Origin of the sequence: Kitasatospora cystarginea, assembly GCF_039533515.1 — a bacterium.
Taxonomy (GTDB): Bacteria; Actinomycetota; Actinomycetes; order Streptomycetales; family Streptomycetaceae; genus Kitasatospora; species Kitasatospora cystarginea.
The window spans coordinates 372,541-392,830 of record NZ_BAAATR010000002.1 but is presented as its reverse complement, the minus strand read 5'-3'; the positions used below and the strand labels follow the sequence as shown (position 1 = coordinate 392,830).

At 71.5% G+C, this 20,290-nt stretch carries 18 protein-coding genes; 8 read left to right on the top strand and 10 right to left on the bottom strand.

Annotated features, from left to right (window positions below):
• Positions 1 to 92: 92 nt before the first annotated feature.
• On the bottom strand, positions 93 to 812 hold the full coding sequence (locus tag ABD369_RS03685; protein WP_344634722.1) for a pyridoxamine 5'-phosphate oxidase family protein: 720 nt from the start codon (positions 810 to 812) through the stop codon (positions 93 to 95).
• Between the two features lie 36 nt (positions 813 to 848).
• Here ABD369_RS03685 and ABD369_RS03680 point away from each other — a divergent pair, with 36 nt between their 5' ends.
• Both ABD369_RS03680 and ABD369_RS03675 read left to right on the top strand, forming a co-directional pair.
• Positions 849 to 2,186, top strand: coding sequence for an aminotransferase class I/II-fold pyridoxal phosphate-dependent enzyme (locus ABD369_RS03680; protein ID WP_344634721.1), 1,338 nt, complete (start codon positions 849 to 851; stop codon positions 2,184 to 2,186).
• A 238-nt stretch (positions 2,187 to 2,424) separates the two neighbouring features.
• A complete protein-coding gene (locus tag ABD369_RS03675) occupies positions 2,425 to 3,594 on the top strand; it encodes a GDSL-type esterase/lipase family protein (protein ID WP_344634720.1) in 1,170 nt (389 codons plus the stop codon).
• 10 nt (positions 3,595 to 3,604) lie between these two features.
• Here the strand turns inward: ABD369_RS03675 and ABD369_RS03670 are convergent, their stop codons facing one another.
• Positions 3,605 to 5,053 (bottom strand): glycoside hydrolase family 47 protein, encoded by a 1,449-nt coding sequence (locus ABD369_RS03670; protein ID WP_344634719.1) that lies wholly within the window; start codon positions 5,051 to 5,053, stop codon positions 3,605 to 3,607.
• A 157-nt stretch (positions 5,054 to 5,210) separates the two neighbouring features.
• Positions 5,211 to 6,569, bottom strand: a complete 1,359-nt coding sequence (locus ABD369_RS03665) for an NAD(P)/FAD-dependent oxidoreductase (protein WP_344634718.1) — start codon at positions 6,567 to 6,569, stop codon at positions 5,211 to 5,213.
• Positions 6,570 to 6,808: 239 nt separating this feature from the next.
• Here ABD369_RS03665 and ABD369_RS03660 point away from each other — a divergent pair, with 239 nt between their 5' ends.
• From ABD369_RS03660 to ABD369_RS03650, 3 genes are all read left to right on the top strand, one after another.
• On the top strand, positions 6,809 to 7,585 hold the full coding sequence (locus tag ABD369_RS03660; protein WP_344634717.1) for a HipA family kinase: 777 nt from the start codon (positions 6,809 to 6,811) through the stop codon (positions 7,583 to 7,585).
• The gene (locus ABD369_RS03655; RefSeq protein ID WP_344634716.1) at positions 7,579 to 7,998 is read left to right on the top strand and encodes a DUF3037 domain-containing protein; all 420 of its coding nucleotides are present in this window, start codon (positions 7,579 to 7,581) and stop codon (positions 7,996 to 7,998) included. The genes ABD369_RS03660 and ABD369_RS03655 overlap by 7 nt, the downstream gene beginning before the upstream one ends.
• A 119-nt stretch (positions 7,999 to 8,117) precedes the next feature.
• Entirely contained in the window at positions 8,118 to 8,558 is a 441-nt protein-coding gene (locus ABD369_RS03650) for a MarR family winged helix-turn-helix transcriptional regulator (protein ID WP_344634715.1), read from the top strand.
• Between the two features lie 127 nt (positions 8,559 to 8,685).
• On the opposite strand, the gene ABD369_RS03645 is transcribed toward ABD369_RS03650, so the two are convergent.
• Positions 8,686 to 9,099: a cupin domain-containing protein gene (locus tag ABD369_RS03645; RefSeq protein ID WP_344634714.1), complete on the bottom strand. Its 414-nt coding sequence runs from the start codon at positions 9,097 to 9,099 to the stop codon at positions 8,686 to 8,688.
• A 52-nt stretch (positions 9,100 to 9,151) separates the two neighbouring features.
• On the opposite strand from ABD369_RS03645, the gene ABD369_RS03640 reads away from it, so the two are divergent.
• Positions 9,152 to 10,144 (top strand): GlxA family transcriptional regulator, encoded by a 993-nt coding sequence (locus tag ABD369_RS03640; RefSeq protein ID WP_344634713.1) that lies wholly within the window; start codon positions 9,152 to 9,154, stop codon positions 10,142 to 10,144.
• Positions 10,145 to 10,216: 72 nt separating this feature from the next.
• On the opposite strand, the gene ABD369_RS03635 is transcribed toward ABD369_RS03640, so the two are convergent.
• The 4 genes from ABD369_RS03635 to ABD369_RS03620 form a co-directional block, all read right to left on the bottom strand.
• Positions 10,217 to 10,558: a hypothetical protein gene (locus tag ABD369_RS03635; RefSeq protein WP_344634712.1), complete on the bottom strand. Its 342-nt coding sequence runs from the start codon at positions 10,556 to 10,558 to the stop codon at positions 10,217 to 10,219.
• Between the two features lie 208 nt (positions 10,559 to 10,766).
• Entirely contained in the window at positions 10,767 to 11,210 is a 444-nt protein-coding gene (locus ABD369_RS03630) for a large conductance mechanosensitive channel protein MscL (RefSeq protein WP_344634711.1), read from the bottom strand.
• Positions 11,211 to 11,330: 120 nt separating this feature from the next.
• Entirely contained in the window at positions 11,331 to 12,191 is an 861-nt protein-coding gene (locus tag ABD369_RS03625) for a polysaccharide deacetylase family protein (RefSeq protein WP_344634710.1), read from the bottom strand.
• Positions 12,192 to 12,469: 278 nt separating this feature from the next.
• On the bottom strand, positions 12,470 to 12,973 hold the full coding sequence (locus ABD369_RS03620) for an LURP-one-related/scramblase family protein (RefSeq protein ID WP_344634709.1): 504 nt from the start codon (positions 12,971 to 12,973) through the stop codon (positions 12,470 to 12,472).
• A gap of 397 nt (positions 12,974 to 13,370) precedes the next feature.
• On the opposite strand from ABD369_RS03620, the gene ABD369_RS03615 reads away from it, so the two are divergent.
• Complete coding sequence (locus tag ABD369_RS03615; protein WP_344634708.1) at positions 13,371 to 15,437, top strand: N-acetylmuramoyl-L-alanine amidase; 2,067 nt, start codon at positions 13,371 to 13,373, stop codon at positions 15,435 to 15,437.
• A 289-nt stretch (positions 15,438 to 15,726) separates the two neighbouring features.
• Here ABD369_RS03615 and ABD369_RS03610 read toward each other — a convergent pair whose 3' ends face one another.
• Complete coding sequence (locus tag ABD369_RS03610; protein WP_344634707.1) at positions 15,727 to 17,346, bottom strand: MFS transporter; 1,620 nt, start codon at positions 17,344 to 17,346, stop codon at positions 15,727 to 15,729.
• A 583-nt stretch (positions 17,347 to 17,929) separates the two neighbouring features.
• Here ABD369_RS03610 and ABD369_RS03605 point away from each other — a divergent pair.
• Positions 17,930 to 19,369 (top strand): GuaB1 family IMP dehydrogenase-related protein, encoded by a 1,440-nt coding sequence (locus ABD369_RS03605; protein WP_344634706.1) that lies wholly within the window; start codon positions 17,930 to 17,932, stop codon positions 19,367 to 19,369.
• Positions 19,370 to 19,438: 69 nt separating this feature from the next.
• On the opposite strand, the gene ABD369_RS03600 is transcribed toward ABD369_RS03605, so the two are convergent.
• Positions 19,439 to 20,122 (bottom strand): DUF5995 family protein, encoded by a 684-nt coding sequence (locus ABD369_RS03600; protein WP_344634705.1) that lies wholly within the window; start codon positions 20,120 to 20,122, stop codon positions 19,439 to 19,441.
• Positions 20,123 to 20,290 lie beyond the last annotated feature (168 nt).

The following is a 20,290-nucleotide window of genomic DNA, read 5'->3' as shown; positions in this document are numbered from 1 at the left end:
CCGGGCACACCGACGGCGCGCTGTGCGACTCTCAGGGTGAACCGCCCGAACCCCCGTCACCCCCGGGCCGGGCAGCCGCTGCGCCGTGCCGGTCAGCCGAGGTCGCGCAGGTAGCCGGGCAGCGGCCCGGTGGCCGGGGAGTGCGGCACCGGGGTGCCGTACGCCGTGCGCACCGGGACGACGCCGGACCAGTGCGGCAGGTCCAGGTCCGCCTCGTCGTCGTTGGCGCCGTCGTCGCGGGTCTTGGCCGAGACCTCGTCCAGGACCAGGCGTACCACAGCCGTCGCGGCCAGCTCCTTGGCGTTCGCCCGGCGGACGTCGCCCGAGCGGCCCGGCACCACCTGGTCCACCAGCGCGTCCAGGGCGATCGCCAGCTCCTCGGGGTCCGTCACCTGATGGGCGATGCCGTGGGCCACCACCGAGCGGAAGTTGACCGAGTGGTTGAACGCGGACTTGGTCAGCACCAGGCCGTCCACCTGGGTCACCGTGACGCAGACCGGGAGCCCCTCGTCGGCCCCGGCGCCGCGCATCGGACGGCTGCCCGTCGAGCCGTGCACGTAGAGCCGGTCGCCGACCCGGGCGTAGACGGTCGGCAGTACCACCGGGGCGCCGTCCGCCACGAAGCCCAGGTGGCAGAGGTACGAGCTGTCCAGGATCGCGTGGATGGCCTCCCGCTCCCAGGTGGCCCGGTCGCGGTAGCGGGTCGGCGTGGTGCGCTCGTTGCGGGTGTACGCGGCGTCAGTCGACTGCGTGGCGTCCGTGGCGGCGGACACGTGCGTGGTAGCCGTGGCGGCGGTCGTGCTGTCCGACATGGACATCCCCCTATGTATTAGTGCATAATTGTTTTTGTGCTAGGAGACTATCGGATCAAAGGTCGCCGTGCCAGTGACATCGCGGCTGACATCGAACGCGCGGTCGGCGCCGGTGAGTTGGCGCCGGGGGCCACCCTGCCGCCACTGCGCGACCTGGCCGGCGAACTGGGCGTGAACCCCAATACCGTCGCCGCCGCCTACCGGCTGCTGCGCGACCGGGGCGTGATCGAGACCGCCGGACGCAAGGGCAGCCGGGTCCGACCCAGGCCCGTCACCACCCCGCGCGACCAGATCCACATCCCCGTCCCACCCGGCGCCACCGACCTGTCAAGCGGCAACCCCGACACCGCGCTGCTCCCTGCCCTCGCGCCGGCGGTCGCCGTCGCGGCCGCCCAGGGCGACCGCGACCCCGTCCTGTACGGCCATCCCACCGCCGACCCCGGGCTGCTCGACCTGGCCGGCGCGGCGTTCCGCGCCGACGGCGTCCCAGGCGGCCGACTCGCCGTCTGTTCCGGCTCGCTGGACGCGATCGAACGCATTCTCACCAGTCGGCTGCGCCCCGGTGACCTGGTCGCCACTGAGGATCCGGGCTGGGGGAGCCTGCTCGACCTGCTGCCCGCGCTCGGGCTGCGGCCCGTGTCCGTACGGCTGGATGACGAGGGGCCGCTGCCCGACTCGCTCGCCGCGGCGCTGGCCGCGGGCGCCCGGGCGGTGATCCTCACCGTCCGGGCGCAGAACCCGACCGGGGCCGCACTCACCGAGCGGCGGGCCGCTGACCTGCGGGCCGTGCTGGCCGGGTACCCGGGCGCGCTGCTGATCGAGGACGACCACGGCCACGGCATGGTCGACCTGCCCTATCGGCCGCTGGTCGGCGGCACCGCCGCCCACTGGGCCGTGGTGCGTTCGGCCAGCAAGGCGTACGGCCCCGATCTGCGGATCGCGCTGGCCATCGGCGATCCGGAGACGATCGACCTGGTGCTGGGGCGCCAGCGGCTGGACGCGGGCTGGGTCAGCCTGCTGCTCCAGCGCACCGTGGCCGAGCTGTGGCGCGCCGACGCCGCGCCGGCCGGGACGGTGGCCGCGGTGTACCGGGCCCGCCGCGAGGCGCTGCTGGCCGCGTTGGCGGCGCACGGGATCGAGGCGCACGGTGCGAGCGGGCTCAATGTCTGGGTGCCGGTGCCGGATGAGCCCGGGGTGGTCGCGGCTCTGGTGCAGTCGGGTTGGGTGGTCGCGCCCGGCGCGCGGTTCCGGATGCAGTCCCCGCCCGGGATCCGGATCACCATCGCGGGCCTGGAGGAGGCTCGGGCGCCGAGGCTGGCAGCCGACCTGGCGGGCGTCCTGCACTCGTCGGGCGGGCGGTCGCGGTCGACCTGAGTCGGCTGCGACGTGAGCCGTCTCCAATTGGACTGACAATGCGTCAACAAGACGTCCGATCATCGGAGTTTGCTGTCCGATAGGTATGTATGTCTGACAGTCAGAAGAAAGTCGCTTCAGATACCTAGCGGTAACAACCGTGGGCATGCCACATTTTGGGCGCCCCCGGCCGGCGGTACACCCTCACGTCAGCGCCTCCCGTCCCCACGTACGGGAGGCCTTCCGCAGGAGTTCCGCCGTGCCCAACTCTCTCTGTACGACCGAACGTTCCCGCACCACCAGACGACTGGCCACCGTGCTGTCCGCAGCGGCCCTCGCCGTGCCGCTGCTGGGCCTGGCCACCCCGGCCGAGGCTGCCACCGGCCCCACCGTGAGTGTCTCGATGGGGGACAGTTACATCTCCGGCGAAGCCGGTCGCTGGCGGGGCAGCAGCGACAGCACCGGCGGCAGCCGGGACGGCACCGATCGGGCCTGGACCGGCAGCGGCTACGACGCCACCCGGGTCTACGGCAGCACCTTCGCGAGCGGCTGCGACCGCTCCGACAGCGCCGAGATCCGCACCGCGCGGATCGCCCAGAACCAGATCAACCTCGCCTGCTCCGGCGCCACCACCGCGAACGTCTTCCGAGCGGCCGACGGCGGCCAGTCGCATCTGGGCGAGGCGCCGCAGGCCGACCAGCTGGCCGCCGTCGCCGCCAAGAACAACGTCAAGCTGATCACCCTCTCGATCGGCGGCAACGACCTCGGCTTCGCCGACGTGATCACGTCCTGCGCGGCGGACTACATGATCTGGGGCTCCTCCTGCCGCGACGACGAGCAGGCCGCCGTCGACTCGGCGATGCCGGACGCGATGGCGGGCGTGGGCAAGTCGATCGACGAGATCCGGGCCGTGATGCGGGCGGCCGGCTACGCCGACGGCGACTACCGGCTGGTGCTGCAGTCGTACCCGTCGCCGATCCCGCGCAGCAGCGAGATGCGCTACCCCGAGAGCGGCTGGACCCGGGCGAACACCGGCGGCTGCCCGTTCTGGGACACCGACGCCGATTGGGCCAGGGACTCGATGACCGGCCAGGTCTCCGATGCGCTGGCCCAGGTCGCCGCGAGCAAGGGCGTGCAGTTCCTGGACCTGCGCGACACCCTGCAGGGCCGGGAGGTCTGCTCGAAGTCCGACAGCCTGGCCACGCCGGACAACCCGCCCTCCGCGACCACCAGCGAGTGGGCCCGCTTCGTGGACGCCGGACTGAGCACCCCGCAGGGAGCCACCCAGGAGTCGATGCACCCGAACTACTACGGCCAGCTCGCCCTGGGCCGCTGCCTCGCCCTGCTCTACGCGCGGCCGAGCGGCGACTTCGCCTGCGACAACACCCCGGGGCAGGACGCCTCCGGGATGTACCTGACCGCCAGGTAACGGCAGGGGTTCAGGAGCGAACGGCGCCGCGTACCAGCTTCCCCTCGGTCGACAGCAGGCCGGTGCGGTAGTCGAAGCGCGGCGCCGCCGCGAACATCAGATAGAGGTACTTGAGGTTCTCCGCGAACCAGTACCCGGGCGTCAGGTCGCCGAGGCGCACCGGCGAGGCGGTGACGTCCTCGGCGACCGTGTAGCCGCCCGACACCCGCTGTTCGGTCCGTACCGCCCGGAAGTAGCGGTAGGCGGTCTGCCGGTACTCGTCCGCGCCGGTCAGCCGCCAGAGGTCGAAGGCGGAGTTGGCGTACTCGGGCCGCAGGTCGTTGCGGCCACTGCGGACCTGGCCGGCGGCGTAGTCCACCTGCTCGGGCAGCAGCCCGTACTGGTCCAGCAGGGCGGTCCAGGAGCGGTAGTAGGCCTGGCCGGCGTCCAGGTCGCCGCCCTTGCCGAGGAGGCCGGCATAGAACGAGGCGAGCTCGGACTGGTCGTGGCCGGTGGTCTTGCCCGTGCTGAAGTCCACCTGGCGGAACCAGAGTCGGCCGTCCCTCCGGTCTGCCTGGTACTTGAGCACGGCGTTGGTCAGCACCCGGTACCAGCCGCGCAGCTCGGCGTCGTCGAAGAGCTCGCCGCCGGCCCAGAGGTACTCGTAGAAGGAGTCCACCGGTGGGTTCGGCTCGATCGCGTGGGTGTCCGTCCAGCGGCCCGACTCGACGTCCAGTGCGGTGCCGAGGAGGCCCAGCGAGGAGCGCCGGGCGACCACCGCGCGGGCGGCCTTCTTGGCCGCGCTCCAGTAGCGGTCGTCGCCGGTGAGCCGGCTCAGCATGCCGAACTCCACCAGGTTGGTGCCGACCTCGGCCAGCGGGCTGACCGAGCCGGAGACCGCTCCGGTGCGCAGATTGACGTAGCGGTAGGGGAGTTGGGAGGGGGAGCGGGTGAAGGCGGGCAGCAGTCGGTCGGCCAGCTCCCGGCAGCGCGCCAGCAGAGCGGGCCGCCCGGTGCACAGATGGCCCGCCAGCAGGCCGCCGACGAGCCGGATCACCGCCTCGAAGACCTGCACTTCGGCGTCGACGGCCGGGTCGAAGTGCGCCTCGATCCAGTCGGCGGCCAGTTCCACCTCCTGGTCCTGCTCCATCAGCCACAGGGTGTCCAGCGCCTCGACGATGGACAGGCCGAAGGTGTGCCCCCGGGCGAAGAAGTCGTTCCGTCCGCCGGAGAGTGGCCGGACCTCGTCGTAGCCCCAGGCCGCCAACTTGTAGCCCTCCCAGCTGTGCAGGTACTCGGCGCGGATCTGCCGGGCGACCGCGGCGTCGGACGGCAGACCGGCGGCGGCGTGGGCTGCGGGCACCCGGTCCGCTCCGGTCGCGGCGGCCGCGCGGGCGGGGTGGGGGAGAGCGGCGCTCGTGGTGGCCATGGCGGCGGCGCCGAGCACGGTGCGGCGGCGGGGCAACGGGGCAGATCGCATGCCGCAGGACGCTAGTGGCCCGGCAGGCCGCGGCCGCCCAGGCACTCCGTCCGCGTGTCGGCGCTCCCGCGCAGGTCAGCGCGGGAGCGTCGGTGTCAGGCCGGTGCGCCGGTTTCACTCGTACGGATGGCTGTCCTCGGGCGGTGCCGGCTGGTGGTCAGCCCTTGGCCAGCAGCGACTGGGCGTGCTGACGGACCTGCTCCCTGGACAGGTACGCGTCGGTGTACTCGAAGTCGCGCAGCCGGGCGGGTTGGCGGGCCAGGAAGCCGGTCCGGACGAAGTCGTCGCCCGCGGTGGCGTTCAGCAACCAGTTGGCGCCGACCCGGAACTTGGCCACGTTGGTGCGCATCGCCATGATGTGGTAGCCGCGGGCCACCAACTGGGCCGGTACGCCCTTGAGTTCGACACCGATCGGCTTGGAGACCGCGTCCTTGCCACCGAGGTCGACCACCAGGCCGAGGTCCTTGTGGTAGTAGGGCTGCAGCGGCTCGTTGTGCAGCGCGGCGACCAGGTTGTCGGCCACCCGGCGGCCCTGGCGGGCGGAGTGCTGGGCGGTGGGAGGACAGACCGCGCCGTCGCCCTTGGACAGGTCCGGCACGGCGGCGGCGTCACCGAGCGCGAACACGGAGTCGAACTGCGGCACCCGCATCTCGGCGGTGACCGCGATCCGGCCTCGTACCGTGTCGGCGTCCAGGGTCCCGATCAGCGGGCTGGCGGCGACCCCGGCGGTCCAGATCAGGGTGCGACAGGGCAGCACCCGTCCGTCGGTGAACTTCACCGTCTCCGCGCCGACTTCGGCCACCGAGACGCCGAGCGAGACCTCGATCCCGCGTGCCCGCAGGATCTGAAGTGCGGTGTTGCCCAGCTTGTCGCCCAGCTCGGGCATCAGTTTCGGGGCGATGTCGATCAGATGCCACTTGATCATCGCAGGATCCAGCCGGGGGTAGCGCCTGGTCGCGGCGGTGGTCAGACGCTGGAGGCAGGCGGCCGTCTCGGTGCCCGCGTAGCCGCCGCCGACCACCACGAACTGCAGCCGGGACTCCCGTTCGCGCTGGTCCAGGGTGGTCGAGGCGAGGTCGAGCTGGGCGATCACGTGGTCGCGGATGTAGGCGGCCTCGGCGAGGGTCTTCATCCCGCGCGCGTAGGCCGTCAGTCCGGGGATGTCGAAGGACCGGGTGATGCTGCCGGGCGCCAGGACCAGGTAGTTGTACCTGAGCGCGATCACCTCGTCGGTGATCTTCCGGATCACGCACACCTTGGCGGCCGGGTCCACCCCGATCACGCCGCCGGGGATGATGTGGGTGCGGTGCAGGCTCCGGCGCAGCGAGACGGCGACCGACTGGGGGGTGAGCACCCCGGCTGCAACGTGCGGCAGCAGTGGCAGGTAGAGCTGGTAGCTGAACGGCGTGACCAGGGAGATCTCCGCCTCCGAGGCCGCCAGCTTGTGTTCCAGGCGGCGTGCGCACTCAAGACCGGCGAAACCGCCGCCGACTATCAGGATCCGAGGTCGCTCCATCGTCCATCCCCTGCCTGCCGGGTCCGAGCGGTATCAGGACAACTCTGACAACTGTTCGCCACGGTCGCACGGTCATTTGGTGCCTGCCACCGCAGAGGGCCCGGCAGAGGGAAGCGTCGTGGGGTGGCGAGGGGCCACCCGGGCTCGCGCAGGACCCCGTACGTGCGGGAAACCGCCGCGGCCGCGGTGCGGGGCCCGGCGGCGGGCGGAGGACGGCTGACGGTCGGTAGGCTGGCGGGATGCTCTCCGAGGTGACGGCGGTCCGCTATGTGACGCCACTGCGAGAAGGCGGCTCGATGCCGGGCCTGGTCGAGGCCGATGACCATCGGCTCTACGTGCTCAAGTGGTCCGGCGCGGCCCAGGGACGGAAGGCGCTGATCGCCGAGGTACTGGCCGGCGAACTGGGCCGGCGCCTCGGGTTGCCGGTGCCCGAGCTGGTACGGATCGACCTGGACCCGGTGCTGGCCCGCAGCGAGCCCGAGCCGCAGATCCAGGACCAGATGCGCGCCAGCGGCGGCGTCAACCTCGGAATGGCCTTCGTCAGCGGCGCGCTCAACTTCGACCCGCTCTGCTTCGAGGTGGACCCGGACCTGGCCGCACGGGTGCTCTGGTTCGACGCCCTGATCGGCAATGTGGACCGCTCCTGGCGCAACCCCAACCTGCTGATGGCCACCGGCGGCCTGCGGCTCATCGACCACGGTGCCAGCCTGATCTTCCAGCACCACTGGGCGGGCTCGGCCGCCTGGCCCGGCAAGCCGTACGACGCCTCGGACCACGCCCTGCTGCGCTCCGCCGGGGACCTGAAGGCCGTCGACGAGGAACTGGCGGCACTCGCCGAGAAGGCGCTGCCGGCGGCCGTCGCGTCGATCCCGGAGGAGTGGCTGACGGACGAGCCCGGCTTCGCCGACGCCCAGGCCGTCCGGGACGCCTACCAGGAGCGGCTGACCGCCCGGCTGGCCGGACCGCGGGGCTGGCTGCCGACCCTGCCCGGCGCGGAGGAGGCCGGATCATGCTGAACGGGACGAGTGACAGGGAGCGGGGCGTGGGCGTGGAGCTGCACGACTACGAGTACGCGGTGATCCGCGCCGTGCCGCGGGTGGAGCGCGGCGAGTGCGTCAACATCGGCGTGCTGCTCTACTGCCGTCACACCGCGCACCTGGGCGCCCGCACCCACCTCGACCAGGGGCGGCTGCTCGCGCTGGACCCGGTCGCGGACGTGGCCGGGGTCCGGCGGGCGCTGCGTGGCATCGAGGCCGTCTGCGAGGGCGGACCGAAGGCCGGTCCGGCCGCGGAGGACAACCCCGGGCAGCGGTTCCGGTGGCTGACCGCGCCGCGCAGTGCGATCGTCCAGCCGGGGCCGGTGCACACCGGGCTGACCGCGGATCCGGAGGCGGAGCTGCGGCGGCTGTTCGAGCAGCTGGTGCTCTGAGGGCGATCGCCCTGACCGGGGGCCCGACCGGATGCGCCAGGGAACGGTTTGATTACGGAGAGTCGCTTATGCTGGTCAAAGCTGGAGTAACTGAAGCAAGTGTGCGTACCCTGACCACCATGGGCTCCACAGCGACCAGCACCGTACCGACCACCGCCGACCTGATGGAGGTGGTGGCTGCCGTAGGCACCGCCTACTTCCAGGACTTCGCGGCCGCCGCCGCGCGCCACGGCCTCAACTCCTCGCAGGCCAAGGCGCTGAAGTCGGTGCAGGAGCCGGTGCCGATGCGGGCGCTGGCCGGCCGGCTCGGCTGTGACGCCTCCAACGTCACCGGGATCGTGGACCGGCTGGAGGCGCTGGGGCTGGCGCAGCGCGAGGCGGCGGTCGCCGACCGGCGGGTGAAGATCGTCGCGATCACCGAGCAGGGGCGCGAGGTGCTGGGCCAGATCCGCGAGGACATGAGCCGCGCCCGCGCCGCCTTCGCCAGCCTGGACGACGAGCAGCGGGTCGCCCTGGACGCGCTCTGCCGCCAGGTGCTCCCGCTGCTCTCCGGTCAGTAACGGGCGGTCCGCCGGTTTGGCGGGGCGGCGGCCCGGGTGCTGCCCCCGCAACTCCCGTCGCTCCCGGGCCCGTCGTGGCCGTCCTTCGGCGTGGCGCGGGCGGTGGCCGGGTGCGCCTGATCGCCCCTCAGGAGCCGAGCGGGTGTCCGGTCGTCGCGTCGACGTGGTCGGGGATCTCGTCGTGCCGGTCGCCGACCGTCGGTGTCCCGGTGGGCTCGAAGAGCAGGATCGCGGCGCCGCCGGGAGCGGACGGCCTGTGCTCCGTACCCCGGGGGACGGTGAAGACCGCGCCCCGGGGAAGCCGGACCGTGCGCTCGCCGGCGGGCTCGCGCAGAGCGATGTCCAACTCCCCGTCGAGCACCAGGAAGAATTCGTCGGTGTCCTCGTGGACGTGCCAGAGGTGTTCGCCCCGAACCTTGGCGACGCGGACGTCGTAGTCGTTGACACGGGTGACGATGCGGGGGCTCCACAGGGCGTCGAAGGAGGCCAGGGCCCTGCCGAGGTCGATGGGTTCCTTGCGGTCGATGGGTTCGTCGCTCATGGGGGAATCCTGGCCCGCCCCGCGCGGCTGGCGTGAGTGCTAGGAATCGCACATGTCGAAAGGATCCTCGCACGGGCTCCGCGCGCCGGGCCCGCACCGGGTCGTCGTGATCGTGGACGAGAACTCGAACCCCTTCGAACTCGGCTGCGCGACCGAGGTGTTCGGCCTGCGCAGGCCCGAACTCGGCCGAGAGCTCTACGACTTCCGGCTCTGCTCGGCCGAGCCGCGCACGCGGATGCGGGACGGCTTCTTCACCCTCACCGGGGTCGCCGACCTCGCCGCGGCCGACTCCGCGGACACCCTGATCGTCCCCAACCGCCCCGATGTCGAGGTGTCGCGCCGGCCGGCCGTGCTCGATGCCGTGCGGCGGGCGCATCAGCGCGGCGCGCGCCTGGTCGGCTTCTGCAGCGGTGCTTTCACGCTGGCCGAGGCCGGGGTTCTGGACGGGCGCAGGGCCGCCGCGCACTGGCAGTGGGCGGATGCCTTCCGGGCCCGCTTCCCGGCCGTCCGGCTGGAGGCGGACGTCCTGTTCGTGGACGACGGCGACATCCTCACCGCCGCGGGGAGCGCGGCCGCCCTCGACCTCGGGCTGCACATCGTCCGCCGGGACCACGGCGCGGAGGTCGCCAACTCGGTGAGCCGGCGGCTGGTGTTCGCCGCCCACCGGGACGGCGGGCAGCGGCAGTTCGTGGAACGCCCGGTGCCCGACCTGCCGGACGAGTCCCTGGCCCCGGTGCTGGCCTGGGCCCAGGAGCGGCTGGACTCACCGCTCACCGTGGCCGAACTGGCGGCACGTGCCTCGGTCAGTCCGGCGACGCTGCACCGCCGCTTCCGCGCGCAACTGGGCACCACACCGCTGGCGTGGCTGACGGGGGAGCGGCTCACCCTGGCCTGCCGCCTGATCGAGCGGGGCGAGTCGCGCCTGGAGACGGTGGCGCGGCGCAGCGGGCTCGGTACCGCCGCCAATCTGCGGGTGGTGATGCGTCGCGGCACCGGGCTCACGCCCCTGGCGTACCGGCGCCGGTACGGTGCGGGGGCCGGGTGAGCCGTCCGGTGCTCCCGCGGCGGGCGGCAGGAGGCTCCGCCCCGGGGCGGGTGGAGGCGGAGCCGCCGCCGGTCAGCCGCGCAGGTGGTAGCGGTAGGCGAAACCGAACGTGCTGCAGATGCCGATGAGGCGCTGGGCCTGGTCGTAGGTGAACCCCGGCGGCACCTCGCACGCCCACAGTCCGTCGGCCGGAACCCGCAGGTGGTAGCGGATGGCGAAGCCGGACGCGCCGCAGGCGCCGATCAGGCTCTGCACCTGGTCGTAGGTGTATCCGTTCGGGAGCGAACAGGCCCAGGCGTTGTCCAGGGAGTGTGGCCTGGCCTGTGCGGCGGCCGGCGAGGCGCCCACTCCGAACAGGGACAGTGTGAGCCCGGCCGCGGCCAGCACCCTTGCGGCCGCACTACGTCGAGACATGGGCATGCGATACCTCATCTTCGGTTCACCCCGGGCGAGTTGGAGCCTTCGGTGGGGCCGGATGTTGTCGGCGGCCCGAACCTACGGCATGCCGGTCGTGAGCGAAGAGTCGGTAATCGGACGATTTCGCGTCGGAAGTGGCCGCGGTTCCCGCCGCCGGACGTGTCCGCCGCTCGGCGCAGCGCCCCCGGACAGGTGCCCGCCGGCGTCAGGAGGTGGTCCGGTTGGACGCCGGGGGCTGCTCGGTACGGCAGTAGCGGCACTTGGAGGCGGCCGCCGGGATGTCGTCGGCGAGACAGGCGGGACAGGTCTTGGCCGGTACGGGTGCACCGAAGACGGTGATTCCCCGGTGGCGCTGGAAGGCCCGGTACGGGATGACGATCAGGAAGTAGACCACTGCCATGAAGATGACGAAGTAGATCACGGCGGAGATGAACGCGCCGATGTCGACGTAGGTCGCCTTGTTCCCGGGCGCGCCCAACTGCCAGCCCAGCGCGGTCGAATGGCCGCCCTGGGCCCGGGTGATGAGCGGGTTGATGACGCTGTCCGTGAACGCCTTGATCAGGGTGCTGAACGCCAGCGCGACGATCAGCCCCACCGACACGACGACGACGTCACCGCGCATCAGGAAGCTCTTGAAACCCTTGAGCATTGCCGCTCCTCGTCCGCTCCGCCGGTTGCCCGGAGGCCATGGGCACCCAGAACCAGGCGAGCCGATCCGGCCCCGGTCCGCAACCAGAGCGGCGCCGACCGGGGGACGGACGGTGGACCGTCAGAGGGTGACGAAGGTGTAGCCCTTGGCCTTGAGGGCGGGCAGTACGGTGCGCAGCGCGTCGACGGTCTGCGAGCGGTTGCCGCCGCCGTCGTGGCAGAGCAGTATGTCGCCCGGCTTGGCGGCCAGCAACTTCTCGGTGATCGTCTTGGTGCCGGGGCGGGCCCAGTCCTTCGGGTCCACGTCCCAGTCGATCGGCGTCATCCCGTACTTGGCGACCGCGGCGAACACGTCGGCGGACCAGTCGCCACCGGGGGAGCGGAAGAGCTTCGGCTCGGGAGCCCCGGCGTCCACGATGACGGACTGGGTGTCGGCGATCTGCTGCTGGATCTGAGCCGCGCTGCGCCGGGAGAACGGCTGGGGATGGGTCATCGTGTGGTTGGCGATGGTGTGCCCGTCCGCGACGATCCGTCGGATGAGGTCCTTGTCGGCGTGGGCCTCGATGCCGACCACCGAGAACGTCGCCCGGACGTCGTACTTGCGCAGCAGCTGCAGGACCTCCGGGGTGTACATCCGGCTCGGACCGTCGTCGAGGGTCAGCGCGACCGCGTTCGACGGAGCGCTCGGCAGCAGGTCGTGCACCTTGAAGACCGGTTTGGTGCGTACCGGCACCGGCGAGGACGAGGGGTTCGGCAGGTTGGAGATGTTCGGGGGCTCGGTCGCAGCGGCCGGGGAGAAACCGTCGGAGGGGCTGTCCGACGGCGGTGGCGGCGCCGAGGCGACGTTGCCGGACGAACTGCTGCAGGCGGTCAGCGCGCCGCCCGCCCCGAAGACCGCCGCGCCGGCAGCCGTCAGCCTGATCAGCCGTCGCCGGGACAGCCCGCTTTGATCGCCCGGCTGCTCCGCGCGCTGCTCCGCCATGGTGACGACCCTCCTCCAGATGGTTCGCCGGGACGGGTGACCCCGTCCGGCCTCGGTGTGCCGGGGCCGCGATGGCCTCGCGCCACGGTCGATCCGCCGCTCCCCGCCTCAACGGACGTGGACCGGGCCGAGCCGGTTCCGGCGCTCCGATCTCTTGGGCAGGTCTTTGACCTCTCTTGCCAAAGGCCGGTTGAACAGGGGAAACGGCGCGACACCGGTGGGGCTCCGGAGGCAGCGAGCCGGGTCTGGGGGTGTCGGTCAAGGAGCCGCCACCGGCGTCAGAGGTTGGTGAGCTGCTCCCCCTTGCGGTCCTGGATGATGTGGTCCACGCACACCGCCAGGACGACCAGCAGGGTGCTGTCCTCGGGGCTCAGCACATCGACGGCATAGGCGTCCCGGATGGTGAACCAGCGCCGGGAGATGTGCGCCAGGGTGGTGCCACGGTGCTGGATGTCGAACTCGTGGTCCCACAGGTTGCCGACTATCCGCAGCCGCCGGCCGTCCCGCAGCCGGACCTTGAACCGGTCGCTGAAGATCCGGAAGGCCCGCTTGCTGATCCGGGCGACCACCGCGCCGTCCTGCTTGACCAGGATGGTGTGGTGCAGGGTGAAGGCCTTCTTGGTGATGCTCGCCACCTTCTCCCCGTGGGTGTCCACGAAGTCGAAGGTGGTGCGCAGCCGCAGGAACCGCCGGTTGACCTTGTAGAGCTTCTCCCGGTGCTCGGTCTCGATCCACGCCTCTTCGTGGAAGGCGAACATGCGGTCGCGTATGAGGTAGCGCATCCAAACCCCCGTCAGTGTCGCCGCCGCTCGGCGGCGTGGTGTCGCCCAGAGCGTAACGGGGGCCCGAGACGGGTCGGCGATGGAGCGGCGACGGACCGGGCCATTGGCGGGCCATCGGCAGGCCGATGCCGGCCCGGAGGCGGCACGACGGCCGGAGCGGAGGCCGGCCCCGCACCCGGGCCGGCCCGGCTGTGGCGGAGTGGGATCCGTGCTGCCCGCACGGTGCCTGACGTGCCGTTCAACCACAAAGCGATGAGCGCTGACGGCTGATCAGGTGTTAACGTCTGCACCGCCCTGGTCGGACCCGGGCTCGGCCGCCCTGCTCACCCGGGCGGTCCAGGTCCGGCGATGAGGGCGGTTCTCACCGATTCCATCATGAAAGGGACAGCGGACTCCGTTGATATCCCCAATTCGGCACGCCCACCGAGCCACGCGGGGCCTGCCGCGCCTCACCACCGCCGTCGCCGCCTCCGCGACCGGCCTGGCGCTGGTCACGGGTATGACCGCCGGCGCCGTCCCGGCATTCGGCGCCACGCCGGCCGAGGACACACTGCAGCGCCAGTTCGACTCCGCGGCCGCCGAGTTCCACGTTCCGGTCGGCGTGCTGCTGGCCGTCTCGTACCAGCAGACCCGCTGGGACTCCCACCAGGGCGCGCCCAGCACCACCGGCAACTACAACGTGATGGGCCTGACCGAGGTCGACGCGGCCGCCGTCAACGCCGCGCTCGCCAAGGGCCCGGGCCCCGAGACCGACGGCCGGGGTGACGGCGCGGAGCCGAAGCCGGCCAAGGGTGCGACGGCGCGACCCAAGGTCCAGGACGGTCCGGCACTGCACACCCTGGACGCGGCCGCCAAGCTGATCCACCGCCCGGCCGAGGACCTCAAGCGGGATGCGGCCCAGAGCGTACGCGGCGGCGCGGCCCTGCTGGCGAAGTACCAGAAGGAGGCCGGGAAGCCGGCCTCCGCCGACCCCGGCGCCTGGTACCAGGCGGTGGCCAGGTTCAGCCAGGCCGGCGACGCGGCGAGCGTCGACGCCTTCGCCGACCGCGTGTTCGGCACGATCCGCACGGGCGTCTCCCGGCACACCGCCGACGGCCAGTCGGTCGTCCTCGCCGCGACCCCCTCGCTCAAGGCGGACCGCCCGGCCCCGCTCAAGGCGGACCGCCCGGCCGCCGCGGTGCGGGCCGCCGCGGCCCCGGCCGCGGACGACACCACCCCCGAGTGCCCCTCCGGGCTCGACTGCGACTTCAAGCCGGCCGCCTACGCGCTGACCAACCCGAGCGACCTCACCTCGTTCGGCAACTACAGCAAGGCGAACCGCCCGGACGACGGCGACAAGATCCAGTACATCGTCATCCACGACACCGAGGGCGGCTTCGACGCGTCCATCGGGCTCTTCCAGAACCCGGCCAACCAGGACAGTGCGCACTACATCGTCCGGTCCTCGGACGGGCACGTCACCCAGCTGGTGCACACCAAGGACATCGCCTGGCACGCCGGGAACAAGTCCCTCAACATGCACAGCATCGGGATCGAGCACGAGGGATACGCCCTCCCCACCGACCGCCCGACCTGGTACTCGGAGCAGCTCTACCAGTCCTCAGCCGCCCTGACGCGCTACCTGGCCGCCCGCTATGACATCCCGCTGGACCGCGAGCACATCATCGGCCACGACGACGTGCCCGGCCCGATCCAGTCGTACGTCGCCGGTATGCACTGGGACCCGGGCACCTTCTGGGACTGGTCGCACTACATGGACCTGCTGGGTGCCCCCGTCTGCGCGAACCTCGGCGGTCCGCTCACGGTCGGCGGCGTGGTCACCGTCTCGCCCGCGTTCGACGCCACCAACCAGCCCCCGGTGACCGGAACGGCCGACCGGCCGGAGAACTTCGTCTACCTGCGTACCCAGCCGGACCCGAACGCCCCGCTGATCAACGCCGGTACCACCCAGGCCTCCGACTGGCACGACAAGGCCGTGTACGGCACCAGCTACGTCGTCGCGGATCTCCAGGGCGACTGGACCGCCATCTGGTACGACGGCCAGAAGGCCTGGTTCTACAACCCGTCCGGGCAGACCGGCGGTGCCGACAACCGGCCGGGCCGGACCGTGCTGACCGCCAAGCCGGGCCTGGCCTCGATCCCGGTGTACGGTCGCAACTACCCCGAGGCCGCCGCGTACACGCCGTACCCGGGGATCGCCCCGCAGTCCGTGGTGCCGCTGACCGCCACCGTGCCGGCGGGTCAGTCCTACGTCGCCGGCAGTGACGCACCGGTGCAGTCGGACTTCTTCTACTCGCACACCATCGACAACAGCGCGCCGAACGACTGGACTCTGGTGGTGGGCAACGACACCTACTACCCGATCCGCTACAACCACCGGATCGCCTACCTGAAGGCCTCCGACGTCCAGGTCGGCACGGCCGTCACGGCCGGCGGCAACACCGGCCAGAGCACGAAGTCCTGACGCTACGTCAGATCAGTGAGGGTCCCCGCGGCCGGATGGTCGCGGGGACTCCGCGCTGACCGCCCACCTCGGGGCGCCCGGGCCGGAGCGGCAATCGGTGTTGGTGCCGAACGGGATCCAGCCGCACCGCTGATCGTTCTGTTGGCGGGCGCGAGCGATCAGACCCCGCAGAACTCGTCTGCCGCGGAGGACCGGTGACGTTCGTGCCGGTGGCATGCTCGGCGGCTGTGCGGATCGTCGCCACGGGGTCGTCGCCCGGTGCCGAAGCACCACCCCTCGGAGTCGCGATCTACTCAGCGGGCCGATGGCTGGTCTCGGTCAGCCGTGCGGTGTCGGGGGAAACGGTCCGGGATGCCTTCCGGGTGCGGCGGAGGCCGAAGCTGCAGGCGGCAGCGATCAGCAGCAGCGCGATGGGCAGTAGCAGGGTCCAACGCATGGCAGTGACGAAGCCGTGGCCGAACACCCCCACGCCCAGTTGGTGCCACTGCGCCGAGAGCGACGTCGGCAGTCCGGCGGGGGCGTCGACCGTGCGGGCCGGGCTGTCGGCGCTGACGGCCGTGAAGCTGTCGACGAACTGCTCGCGTACCGACACGGGCAGGCTTTCTGCGGCGGTGGCGGCTTCCCGGTGGGTCGAGGTGCGAAGTGCCGCCTGCAACAGCGCGCCCACGGCGGCGGTGCCCAGCGCCTGGCCGAGTTGCCGTGTGGTGTTGAACACCGCGGAGGCGGCGCCGGACAGCTCCGGTCGGACATCGCGCAGGGCCACGGTGGTCATCGTGGAGAACAGCAGCCCCATGGCAACACCCAGGACGATCACCGCTGGCACGATCAGCCACACGCGCATGTTCGGCGCGGCGAGCAGCGCACTGCCGCCGATCCCGGCGCAGAAGGCCAACAGGCCCGTGACGAGCAGGTATTTGCCGCCCGTTCGGTCAGCTCTGAACCCGGCGAAGGGTGCGATCATCGCTGCGCACACCGATGCGGGGGCGGTTACCAGACCGCATTCCAGGGCACTCAGGCCCAACACGTCCTGCAGGAAGAGCGTCACGGGCAGCAGTGCAACCATGCCGAAACCCACTGCCGTGGCGACCACGTTGGCGATCGAGAAGTTCCGGTCGGCGGACAGTGTGAGCGGCACCATCGGCTCCGGGGACCGCTGCTGCACCAGCAGGAACGCAGCGACCAGCACGACGCCGGCCACCAGCAGGACCGGTACGGACAGCGGACCCGCGATCACGCCCCAGTCGTAGTGGCTGCCTTCCTGGAGTGCGTAGATGACGGCGAACAGCCCGGTGCTGACCAGCACGATGCCCAGGGGATCGAGCCGCTGGGTACTCGCGTTGCGGGACTCGGGCACCACGAGCAGGGCGAGCACCAGCCCGATGACACCGACAGGGACATTGACGAAGAAGATCCACTCCCAGCTGAGCTTCTCCACGATCAGTCCACCGAGCAGCGGACCGGCGATGGTCGACACCCCGGCGACCCCGCTCCACGCCCCGAACGCCGCACCCCGCTTCTCCGGCGGGAACAGAACCGTGATGAAGGCCAGCGTCTGGGGGGTCATCAGCGCGCCACCGACGCCCTGCGCCGCGCGGGCCGCGATCAGCTCGCCGCCGGTGTCGGACAGGCCGCAGAGGGCGGAGGCGAGCGTGAAGACCACCAGCCCGACGACGTACAACCGTTTGCGTCCGAAGCGGTCTCCCAGGCGCCCGGCCAGGATGAGTGGTACGGCGTAGGCCAGGGTGTAGCCGTTGACGATCCACAGGATCTGGTCGAGACCCGTCCCCAGGTCGGACATCATGCTAGGGACCGCGATGTTCACGATCGTGTTGTCGAGCAGGATCATGAACAGACCGGTGCAGAGAGCGGAGATTGCTAACCAGGGCCGTGTGACGCGTCGCGGGTTCATCGGCTCGCCGTGCCCTTCCCGGTTCCGTCCGCGTCCTGCGCCGACGAGCCGGCGGTCCCGGCCCCGCCTGTGATCAGGCCGAACTGGACCGGCGGGGCGTCGGCCTTCCGGTCCCACGGCAGTGCACCGCTGCGCAGCCGTGCCACCAGAGTGTTGATCCGGCCTGAGAGTGATGGGGGTGCGCTTTCGGCCATGATCGAGCTCACCGGGGACGGCTGTCTGCAGGGCAGGAGGGGTGCTGGTGGCCGCGGGTACGCCGGTCTGCGAGTTGAGCTGCCTGGGCGCTGTCCTGATTCGGTGGGGCCGGGGTCCGGGTGCCGTGGCAGGCGGGGTGCGTCGTGGCTGGGATCTGGCGGGAACTGCACCATCGGCAGTCAGGGCGCCATTTGGATTTTCCTACAAAGTCGGCTGGCCGCCCGGTCGGCGGCAGCTGTGTGGATCTTCAACGTTCACTCGTGAACTGGCTTTCGAGCAGGGTATGAGTGAAACTCGACGGTTGGGTGCGGGGCGCCCGAGTGCGCCCTCGCGGGACATCCGCAGCCGCACCCGAGGTGTAATTTCTCCCAGCCAGAGAGCCCTTTTCATGCGCTTCCTGAACGACCTCAAGCCCGCGTACGACCTCACGTACGACGACGTCTTCATGGTCCCCAGCCGTTCCGCCGTGGGCTCCCGGCAGGGTGTCGACCTCTCCTCGAACGACGGGACGGGGACCACGATCCCGCTCGTCGTCGCCAACATGACCGCGATCGCCGGTCGCCGGATGGCCGAGACCGTGGCCCGCCGTGGTGGTCTGGTGGCCATCCCGCAGGACATTCCGACCGAGGTGATCGCCGAGGTGATCGGCTGGGTCAAGCAGCGCCACCTGGTGCACGACACCGCACTCACCCTGGCCCCCGGTCACACCGTCGCGGACGCGCTGTCCCTGCTGCCCAAGCGTGCGCACAACGCGCTGGTCGTGGTCGAGGACGGCAAGCCGGTCGGCGTGGTGACCGAGGGTGACTGCCAGGGTGTGGACCGGTTCACCAGCCTGTCCGAGGTGATGTCCCGCGACCTGCTGCTGCTGGACGAGGGCATCGACCCGCGCGCCGCGTTCGACAAGCTGAACGAGGGGCACCGCAAGCTGGCGCCGGTCGTCGACGCCGAGGGGAAGCTGGTCGGCATCCTGACCCGCAAGGGTGCGCTGCGCGCCACCCTCTACACCCCGGCCGTGGACACCGCGGGCAGGCTGCGGATCGCCGCGACCGTCGGCATCAACGGCGATGTGGCCGGCAAGGCGAAGGCGCTGATCGACGCCGGTGCGGACGTGCTGGTGGTGGACACCGCGCACGGCCACCAGGAGACGATGATCAACGCGCTGCGCGCGGTGCGCGCGCTCGACCCGGAGATCCCGGTCGTGGCGGGCAACGTGGTCTCCGCCGCCGGTGTCCGTGACCTGGTCGAGGCCGGTGCGGACATCCTCAAGGTCGGTGTCGGCCCCGGCGCGATGTGCACCACCCGGATGATGACCGGTGTCGGCCGCCCGCAGTTCTCCGCCGTCCTGGAGTGCGCCGCCGAGGCCCGCAAGCTCGGCAAGCACGTCTGGGCCGACGGCGGTGTCCGCCATCCGCGCGACGTCGCCATGGCGCTGGCCGCCGGTGCGTCCAATGTGATGATCGGTTCCTGGTTCGCCGGCACCCTGGAGTCCCCGGGTGACCTGCAGACCGCCGCCGACGGCCGCCAGTACAAGGAGAGCTTCGGTATGGCCTCCGCACGCGCCGTGACCAACCGGACCTCGGGCGAGTCGGTGTACGACCGCGCCCGCAAGGGCCTGTTCGAGGAGGGCATCTCGCACTCGCGGATGTTCGTCGACCCGGTCCGTCCTGGTGTCGAGGACCTGATCGACTCGATCGTCGCGGGTGTGCGCAGCGCCTGCACCTACGCGGGTGCCAACAGCCTGGAGGAGTTCCGCGAGAAGGCGATCGTGGGCGTCCAGAGCGCGGCCGGCTACGCCGAGGGCAAGCCGCTGCACTCCAGCTGGGCGTGACGCCTCCCAGGCGTCGGTAGGCGGTCGGCCGGTCTCCCGCAGTGCGCGGGAGGCCGGCCGACGGCGTGTTCAGTGCCCGTCGAACGGGGTCAGCAGGGCCCGGCTGACCATGCCCACCGAGTCGGACAGCGCGGTGGTGACGGTCTCGTACGCGAGCGGGGCGCGCCGCAGCTCCCACAGGCCGAGGACGCTGGCCCAGGCGGCGTCCCGGGCGCGGTCGATGCTCCAGACGCCGATCACGTGCAGCAGCGGGTCGGCGATCCGCAACCGCTCGGGGCCGGGCAGCAGTTCGTCGCGGACCTGGGACTCGACCTCGGCGAGCAGGTCGTTGATGCGGTGGTAGTCGGCCTCGGCGTCCTTGGGTTCGAGGCCGAGGACCCGGCAGCAGTCCAGTACGGAGAGCGGCAGGTCGTTCTCGATGTGGGCGTTCATCCCGGCCAGCGCGAACTGGATCGGATGGATGCCGGGGTTGCCGCGCAGTTCGAACAGCGGTCGCCAGCAGGCCTCCGGCGCACCGCCCGAATCGGCGGTGTCGACGGCGGAGAGGAAGCGGGCGGCGAAGACGGCGTCCAGCCTGGCCATCCCCGCGGGGTCGTCGAAGTAGGCCGTCGCCAGCCGGTCCCTGACCAGTTCGGTCACCGTCAGGTACATCGCGTTGAAGACCTCGATGCCGTCCCCTTGTGGCAGCCGCTCGGCCAAGTCGCGCATACGACTGATGACTTGATCGATCGTCAGGACATCGGTGGTTGTCATCGTCTCGTCCGCCCTCCGCCGGTGAAGCCCCCGGCCGTTCACGTTGCCAGGCGCCCGACCCGCGCGGAATCCGCCGGGCGGGTGCCCGTCGAGCGGGGGCGCGGGCCACCAGGGGGCGGGTCGGGGGAGCCTCGGTGTCGCCGTGGGTGCGTCGGAGGGCAGGGATCC